The sequence below is a fragment of the Rhodoblastus sp. genome (assembly GCF_041915505.1).
In the GTDB taxonomy this organism is placed as follows: domain Bacteria; phylum Pseudomonadota; class Alphaproteobacteria; order Rhizobiales; family Beijerinckiaceae; genus Rhodoblastus.
In genome coordinates, this window is sequence record NZ_JAYSBG010000156.1 from 1 (window position 1) to 7922 (window position 7922).

Below are 7922 nucleotides of genomic sequence, written 5' to 3' on the forward strand. Positions count from 1 at the left end.
GGCGGTCACGCCGGCCAGCCCGACGCCGCCACGGGCGAAGGTCTCGGCGAACAGATGCTCCTTCGCGCTTGTGACGGCGGCATGCGCCATCCAGATGTTCTGGTTCGCCCATCCCTGGCGCTCGTCCCCCGGCGCGCTAGCCTGACGAAACAGCGTCCACTGCAGGCCATAAGCGGCGCCCGCGGCGTCTTCGAGATTGGCGGTCAGATACCACCATTCTGTACGGAAGGCGGGGTGAGGGCCGAAATCGCGCGGGAAAACGATCGGCGTTCCTTCGACGACCTCGGCAAATCCCTTGGCTTCGCCGCCCAATCCCGCAAAGCCATCCGCGAACGCGCTGGTCTCGATCAAGGACGCGAGGAATGCGGCGAGAATGAACAGGGCGCGTCTAGCGCTCATTGGCGAAAACCTTGAGCAGGTCGGCAGGCGTGGTTCTGACCAGACGAATGACCGGCCAGACCACGGCAACGGCGGCCGTCAGCAAGGCCAGCGCGATGGTTTGGGCGAGCTGTGCCGGAAAAAGGTGGAACGGCAGACGCCAGCCGAAAGCCTGCACGTTCACCACCGCGACGAGGCACCACGCCAAAGCGAGCCCAAGCGGCAAGGCGAGAACCGAAGTGGCGGCGGTGAGCAGAAGAACGCGCAGGAATTCCAATTGCGCGAGGCGCCCGCGCGTGACTCCGACAGCCCAGACCGGCGCAAGCTGCGCGAGGCGAACATTGCCGAGAGTCAGCAGATTGGCGAAGAGCGCGATGGCGGAGACGACGAGCATCAGGATATTCAGCGCCGCCGTCACCGCGAAGGTGCGCTCGAATATCGTCATGGACAGTCTTTTGAGCGCGGCCTGGTCGCTGATGCGGGCGATCTGCTGACCGAATTCCGTCTGCATGGCGTCGATCAAATTCGAGACCGCTTTCGGCGCCACCCTGAGACTAAAGGCCCTGCGCGGCGTGTCGGACCAATGTCGCATCAGCGAGGCGAAGTCGACCCGCAACTGTCCTTTCGGATTGCCATAGTCGGGAAAAACGCCGACCACTTTGGCGCGCCACATATCGCCGGAGGTCGGGATTTCGAGCATGGACCCGAGGGCGAGATCCAGTCGCCGCGCGAGTTGTTCGCTGACAAACACGCCCTCGCCGCGCTCGAATTCGTCCCACGCGCCCACGACCTGCGAAAGCATCGGAAAATGCTGGCGATAGGTTTCGTGAGGCTTCATCCCGACCACATCCACCGGCCAATGCTCCAGTTGGATCGTCGCTCTTGAAACCGGCAGGATGGCGGCGACGTCCGGCCGCTGCTCAAGCCAGGATTCGATCCGTCGCGCCTCGGCATCGCCCGCCGCTTCGAAATAGACTTCCGCGATCAGCCGTTCATCGAGCCATTGGGTGAACGTCTTGCGAAATCCCTCGACCATCGCGCCGACGCCGACATTGGTCGACAAAGCGAGCAGCAGCGCCATCAACGCCAGCGACAGACCGGGGAGTTGCTGCTGGCTGTCGGCCCAGAACCATTGCGCGAGCGGTGCGGACGACGTTTTCTCGCCGAGGCGCAAAGCGCCAGCGAGCAATAGCGGCAACAACAGCGCCGCGCCAAGGAGCAGGCCGGCGATCCCTCCGAAAGCCGCATAAAGCCCCTTGCCATAAAGAAAGGCGACCAGAGCCGCGGCCAATCCAAAACAGCCGAGAATGGACCGGCGCCGCAGAAATATTTGCTCCGCCCGACCCCAGGCGAAGGGCTGCGCCGCGATCAGAACCGGCAAGTGAAAAGCCTTGAAAAGGCCCCCCGCCGCCGCAGCCAGCGCGCCGATCACAGCGATGCCCAGACCTGAAATCCACCAAGCCGGATCGAGCGTGAGCCGTCCCGCGACCCGCACCCCATAGAGCCCATCGAGACTTGCGGCCATATCGGGCAAAAGCGCGGCGGCGAGCCCATAGCCAAGGCCCATGCCCGCGCCTCCGGCGATCAGCGCGAGCAGCGTCAGTTCGCCGAACATGGCGGCGACGAGAATCCGCGCCGAGACGCCGACCGAGCGCAAAGTGCGCACCATCGCGAGGCGCTGTTCGAAAGCCAGGCCGAAGGCGGCGTGAACGATGAAAAGGCCGACGAGAAAAGCGAGCAATCCGAAGGCTGTGAGGTTCAGATGGAAGCTGTCGGTGAGCCGTCGCATGTCGCTGGCCTCCTCGCGCGGGGGGAGGACGCGGAGCGCATCGCCAGCGACCCCCGCGAGCGACGGGACGCCATCGCCGGAACTCTCCTTGAAGATCAGGCGGGACACTTGCCCGGTCCTGTCGAGCACTGCTTGAGCGACGCCTATATCGACCACCAGAATGCCCGGCGACGCCCCGGAGAGCGCCTTGATCGGAGGCAGCGTCTTGCCGCCATCGACGACGATCGAGGCGCCTTCCGGCGCCGCCAATTCGCGCAATGTCTCGGGCGCGACGATCGTTCGCCCCGGCGGCTCGAGAAAGTCGCCGAGCGCATTTTCGTCGGTCACGCCCGCGAACTCGGTTCCGCGCGGCAGCGACAAAGGCTCGATTCCGATCAACTGGAATGGCGCGCCGCGAATCCGGATCGTTCCTTCGAGCACCGGCGAGACCTTCCAGCCGGCCAGCCGCAGCTTGACGAACAGGTCTTGCGAAATCAGTCCGCCGCGCGCTGCGACAAGGCTTTGTACGCCAGCGGTTCCAAACAGAGAGGCGGCGCGGTCATAACTCGCGCGCGCATGCTGGTTCAGAGCCTGGACGCCGCTCCAAAGCGCCGTCGCGATCGCCAAGCCGACGAGAAGCGCCGCAAAATTGGCCGGATGCCGGCGCCAGTGGCTCAGGAGCGCGACGAGCGTCCAAAGAAATGGTCTCACAGCTCTTTGATCACTCCCGAGCTGAGTTTCACTTGCCGTTCAAGCCTGGCCGCCAGGCGTCTGCTATGCGTGACCATCAAGAAAGCGCAGCCGGTTGCGGCGACGACTTCGATCGCCAGCTTGATGAAATCGTCGCCAGTGGCTTCGTCGAGATTGCCAGTGGGCTCATCCGCCAGAAGCAGACGCGGACGCGCGGCAAGCGCTCTCGCAATGGCCGCGCGTTGCTGCTGCCCACCGGATAGCTGTTCGGGATAACGTTCCGTGAGATTTCCCAATCCGAGACGCTCGATCAGCTCCTCTTGCCATTTCGGATCGAAACGACCGGCCAGACGCGCCTGGAAAGCGATATTGGCGCGGATCGTCAGACTTGGAATCAGGTTGAACTGCTGAAACACGATGGCCAATGTTTCCCGCCTGAGCGCGGCGAGGCCGAAGTCCGAAAGCGCGGCGACAGCGACGCCGTTGACAAAGATTTCGCCCGCGTCGGCTTCATCCAGTCCCGCAATGAGATGCACGAGCGTGCTCTTTCCGCAGCCGGATTCCCCCATTATGGCGATGCTCGAGCCCGCATCGAGCGAAAGATCGACGCCCTTCAGAATGGCGAGCGGCCCCTGAGGCGTCACAAAACTCTTCTTCAACCCGATGACGCGCAGCAGCGACGTCGCCGCTGCTGCGTCTGCCTTGGAAAAGCTCGTCCCGGTCGGAGCGGTGCTGCTCAAGCTTTAGCGCCCTTGTTGCGCGCCAGTCTTAGCACTTCCGAACGGCCGGCCGATAACGAAATATCGGTCCCGCGCGCAATCTCGGGGCCGCAGCCAGCATCTGCGCAACCTCGCGATGGAAACGCTGGCGAAGCAGCGGCCACGCCCCCATCTAACTGGGAAGAATAATGCGGTGACGCGCGCGTTGCGTTGTGGCGCTTATCGCCGCTTTCTGGATAGCGGTTTTCGGGCCTGCCTCGGCCGGCGGTGTTGGCCTAGCGCCTTGATGCGGGTTCCGCGCCTTATGTGATCTCGGTGGTCTGGACCGCGCATATCGGACTGGACCGCCTTCTGGGCTTCGGTCTCAAACATCCGGCGGGCTTTGCATTCACACATCTGGGCGCACGCAAGACGGCCTTGGGGAAGACGCTCGGAAATGCCGATCGCTGAAGAACGGGGCTGAGAACGCTGCAGCGTTCTGACGCTTCACCTCGCAACGCGTCGAAAATAGTCTCCGACGTTGCGCGCAAATCAGGAGATCGAACTGATGCAGGTCTCAATGCGCCGGCGTCGCATGTAAAGCAAAGCAGCGCCAGAACATATTCTCTCCTTTCGCGCCCTTATGCCTGCGGCCGCGACGAGTCGACCTCCGCCTGTCATCGGCCGCAGCGACGGGGACACGAACCTTACCACCGATTTCGACGCAGCTCGGCCTCACAACATTTACGAAACGGTCTGGCGCGTCAATTATAGCATTCTGTTTTAGAAGCTTTTTCCCGCCGTTTCGATCCCGTCCATCATCATTCCGGTGAATCATCCGCCATCTCGGCAATGCGACTGTCGGCGCGGCGCAGCCGCCGGCAAAGCTCGCGATTCATGTTCAGCATCACCATCACATAGGCGTGAATGTCGGCCTTGTAATAGGCATAGAGGTTTTGGGCCGTGAGTTCGTAAAGCGCGATCGGGCTTTCCGCGATGACTGTGGCTGATCGATTCTGCATTTCGATAAGCGTCATTTCGCCGAAAAAATCACCGGGCCCGAGAACCGCCATGCGAATCTCGCGCCCTGATTTTCCGCGTTTGCTCACCCCGAGCTGGCCGGCGCGAACGATATACATTGAGCGCCCCGGTTCGCCTTCGGATACGACGCGGGCGCCGGTGTCGAAGCGCCGTTCGACCAGCATTGAGATGAAGAGATCGAGACTTGCGTCCGAGAGACCGCCGAAGAAAGGGGTCGAGACCAAGAATGCTTTCAGATCGGGCGAGCTGACAGCCATAGACTTAATATACGCGCCCCTTTGGGGACTTGAAAGCGCGTTATCGCCTTCGGCTGACAACGCGACGGCTCTCCATGCGGCGCTTGTCCGCCCCGAATCTGCGAGCGTTCCTGATGAACGCGCGGAAGATGCAAAGCTGTTCCGGTATGAACTGGGTCACAGCCGGCAAGCGGCGTTCCGACATATCCTCCCCGATAAGACAGCCTGTCGTTTCGGCTATGTCGCAATTCGGTTGTGCGTGCGCCCGGCTTGACGGCGCAACAGGGATCCGTGGCGGCGATGTCAAGAACGGGGCGGTCGATTTCGACCATCACTCGATCGTCCAGGAGGCCGTCATGTTCATGAAAACCCCTCTCGTCGCCATCGTCGCGCTGACAACGCTTGTTTGCGCCGCGCATCGGACTCGCGCGCAGGAATTCAACGCAGAGCGGCATTATTCCGTCTCGTTTCTCGCCTGCGACAGATCCGGCCGTTGCGAGCGCATGAAGCGGCCGCTCGACGCCGACAACGAAATCGCCTGCATGCTAAAGGCTGGCATGGTCGGCGCCGTCGAATGGCTCAAGGAGCGTCCTGGCTGGAAGCTGTCCGAGATGCATTGCGGCGCCGACGGCGAGGCCTATCTCTGAGCCGCCAGCACGGAACGCATCCGGCGCGCTGCGTGCAAGGTCCACGCGAGGGACTATGCGCTGACGCAGGAACGCGGCGCTGCGGAGCGTCATGGACAGGAGGCTGGTCGGGACAGCTCAAATCCGCGGCATGTGATTTTGTGCGGTTCTCATCGTGATCGAGTCACAGATCGGCTCTCGTGGCCGACGATTTTTTTCCCGTGATGATCATTGCGCCAGACGAACGAATGGCGGCGGCTCAAACGATCCGGCGTCGCCAGCGTGAGCGGAGCCGAGCCACCTCCTCCCGGCAAATGGACGATGTCCTCCAAACCGGGGCGCGATCTTGCCTGCGCGTGGGAAAAGCTGGAGCGTTGGCGCCGACCTTACAGCGAGAATCGCCGACACGAGACCATCGCCGATAGACCGCCGATCTCTTTGCGCGATCGCTGTGGCTCATTCGGCTCACCGCCGCGACAAGGTGCGGAAATCTCTTTCCGTTAGCGGCTCCGAACATGGGATCGGAGCAAGGGCCGGTGCGTCGAAGACGGATGAGCGACGAGCCAAAGATCATCCCGCAGCGCGAATGCAGGCGAGGCTCTGGTCGAATTTCATGACCGCCGCGCATCCAAACATTTGGCATTCTTCGCGGACGAACAGAATCGCACTCGAAAGCTCAGTGAATATGCCGCCCTTGCGCCCGCGCCTTTCGCGAACGACGAAGGATCGTTCCCGATCGAGACTGATCATGAACTCGAGTGGCGAAAAATCGCCGAGGTGAAGATGGGCGGTGGCGTTCATGGTCGGCTCCTGCATCGCTCTGCGTGAAGTCGGTCGCCATACGGGCTCGATATGAGAACCGTGCGACCCGGCCAGCAGTTGAGCATTTGCAGGCATTCGATGATGTGGTCTCCGTCACAGCGGGCGAACAAAAGCCGCCGTCGCCGGCCATGTTCACGCTCAAGTGATGGATGGGATCAAATCGTCAGGGCTGCTCCGTTGGCCCTGCCCCGATGACAAGGGTCAATGCGCCAGAGAAAGCCGTCGTCTCAGCCGCCGTTGGGCAGAAGCGCCTCGAACTGTTCGGGCGTGAGATAACCCGTGACCTTCGCGCCCCTGCTGCGCTGGTAGCCCATGATGGCCTCACGGGTAAGGGGACCCATGATCGAGTCGATTGGCCCCGTATACAGGCTCATGTCCCGCAGACGCTCCTGGATGCGCTCGCGCTGCCTCTTGCCGAGCAGCTTTTCGTCGATCGGAGCGGAGGCGGCGACGGATCCTTGCTCCGAGGCGTTCGCCGTCACGGTTTGCGCCTTTGCGAGTTCGGCCTGCGCCTCAGCCTTCGCCTTCGCAGCTTCAGCCTCCGCGCGCGAAGCTTCGGCTTGCGCTCGTTGCGTTTCCGTCTTCGCCTTTTCCAATTCTACTTTCGCCTGCTGGAGCTGGAGCCGGGCGGCGTCCGCCTGAGCCTCGTCATCAGGGGCCCGTCGCTCGGATTCGGCGCGGCCTTTTTGTTTGTTTTGCGCAGCGCCCCCCGCGCCCGTTTCAAGCTTGGTCTGAAGCGAATCCGCGCCAGACGACGCAACGCTTTCCGGCGCGGGGCTGGGCTTCGCCAGACTGACTTCCGCGGGAACCCCAAAAACGGCCCCGACGTCGGCGGACGCCGCCTTGACAAGGTCCGCGAGACTTGGCGCCGGTCGCTGGAGCGCTTTTGCGACGGCGTCAGCCGCTTGCGCGCTCACCATATCGATGCGGGAGACGGATACTTTGGACGAGGACGAAAAGACCGTGACCACGGAGGTCGGATTTGCCGTCGCATACTGCGGGCGCGCATCGAGTCCGGCGATCGCGGTCTCGAAATTCGGCGCCGTCATCAATACGATCACAGCTCCCGCCTTGGCCTTTCCGACGATTTGAGCGACGGAGGAAATGGAAATGCCGCGGGAGAACAGATCCGTGGAAACGCCCAATTCCGTGTTCACGGGGAGGAAATAACTCTGGCCGCCCGCCGCGACGAGGTGGCCCATGACAAAGGCGACGGCCAGGTCCGCATCGCTCGTCTTGCGGGAGAAATCCAGAAGATTGGCGCGGGCGCGGGCATTGGTCGGGTTTGCGCTCAGGAGGACGTCGAAGCCCTTGGCTTGCAGCGCCTCGGCGATGTCGCTCGCCTGCTTGGCGCTCACATTCGACTTTTGAAATTTCTGGTAGTCTTCGCCGACCATCACCAGGGCGACCCGCCCCCCGGCCTCGGCCCGCCAGGGCGCCAAAACCGCAACCAGCGCCATGAAAGCGGCCGCCACGGCTATTCGGCGGCGAATCCGCCGCTCGACGCTCGCAGCGCGCTCCCCGGAGCGCCAAGCTGGCGTCCAAAACCGAATGATCCCTGCGCCAAAAGAAACCATCGCGCTACAACCGGATTTGGTTTAACCTTCGCAAGGCAATTTGAGCTGGCGAGCCGTCCATCCTGTGGGTAATCCGATGGGCCTAG

8 protein-coding genes are annotated in these 7922 nt (G+C 62.6%); 2 read left to right on the plus strand and 6 right to left on the minus strand.

The genetic code is table 11. The features are described from left to right. The 3 genes from ACE3S9_RS11055 to ACE3S9_RS11065 form a co-directional block, all read right to left on the minus strand. Nucleotides 1–399: lipocalin-like domain-containing protein (locus tag ACE3S9_RS11055; protein WP_374546515.1), on the minus strand; the 399-nt coding region annotated here is incomplete at its 3' end. Then, nucleotides 389–2857: an ABC transporter permease gene (locus ACE3S9_RS11060; protein ID WP_374546516.1), complete on the minus strand. Its 2469-nt coding sequence runs from the start codon at nt 2855–2857 to the stop codon at nt 389–391. The genes ACE3S9_RS11060 and ACE3S9_RS11055, both read right to left, overlap by 11 nt. Further along, nucleotides 2854–3513 (minus strand): ABC transporter ATP-binding protein, encoded by a 660-nt coding sequence (locus ACE3S9_RS11065; protein WP_374546521.1) that lies wholly within the window; start codon nt 3511–3513, stop codon nt 2854–2856. The genes ACE3S9_RS11060 and ACE3S9_RS11065 overlap by 4 nt, the downstream gene beginning before the upstream one ends. A gap of 357 nt (nt 3514–3870) precedes the next feature. Here ACE3S9_RS11065 and ACE3S9_RS11070 point away from each other — a divergent pair, with 357 nt between their 5' ends. Beyond that, the gene (locus ACE3S9_RS11070; protein WP_374546522.1) at nt 3871–4005 is read left to right on the plus strand and encodes a DUF4260 family protein; all 135 of its coding nucleotides are present in this window, start codon (nt 3871–3873) and stop codon (nt 4003–4005) included. A gap of 350 nt (nt 4006–4355) precedes the next feature. On the opposite strand, the gene ACE3S9_RS11075 is transcribed toward ACE3S9_RS11070, so the two are convergent. Next, entirely contained in the window at nt 4356–4832 is a 477-nt protein-coding gene (locus ACE3S9_RS11075; protein WP_374546517.1) for a Crp/Fnr family transcriptional regulator, read from the minus strand. A 335-nt stretch (nt 4833–5167) separates the two neighbouring features. On the opposite strand from ACE3S9_RS11075, the gene ACE3S9_RS11080 reads away from it, so the two are divergent. Further along, nucleotides 5168–5458, plus strand: coding sequence for a hypothetical protein (locus tag ACE3S9_RS11080; RefSeq protein WP_374546518.1), 291 nt, complete (start codon nt 5168–5170; stop codon nt 5456–5458). A gap of 549 nt (nt 5459–6007) precedes the next feature. On the opposite strand, the gene ACE3S9_RS11085 is transcribed toward ACE3S9_RS11080, so the two are convergent. Next, nucleotides 6008–6238: a hypothetical protein gene (locus tag ACE3S9_RS11085; RefSeq protein ID WP_374546519.1), complete on the minus strand. Its 231-nt coding sequence runs from the start codon at nt 6236–6238 to the stop codon at nt 6008–6010. 248 nt (nt 6239–6486) lie between these two features. After that, on the minus strand, nt 6487–7719 hold the full coding sequence (locus tag ACE3S9_RS11090; RefSeq protein WP_374546520.1) for a peptidoglycan-binding protein: 1233 nt from the start codon (nt 7717–7719) through the stop codon (nt 6487–6489). Nucleotides 7720–7922: the final 203 nt, after the last annotated feature.

What these genes read in the sequence shown, in the direction of transcription:
- ACE3S9_RS11075 (WP_374546517.1), bottom strand. Translation starts at nt 4,832, where the DNA reads ATGGCTGTCAGCTCGCCCGATCTGAAAGCATTCTTGGTCTCGACCCCT.
- ACE3S9_RS11080 (WP_374546518.1), top strand. Translation starts at nt 5,168, where the DNA reads ATGTTCATGAAAACCCCTCTCGTCGCCATCGTCGCGCTGACAACGCTT.
- ACE3S9_RS11085 (WP_374546519.1), bottom strand. Translation starts at nt 6,238, where the DNA reads ATGAACGCCACCGCCCATCTTCACCTCGGCGATTTTTCGCCACTCGAG.
- ACE3S9_RS11090 (WP_374546520.1), bottom strand. Translation starts at nt 7,719, where the DNA reads ATGGCGCTGGTTGCGGTTTTGGCGCCCTGGCGGGCCGAGGCCGGGGGG.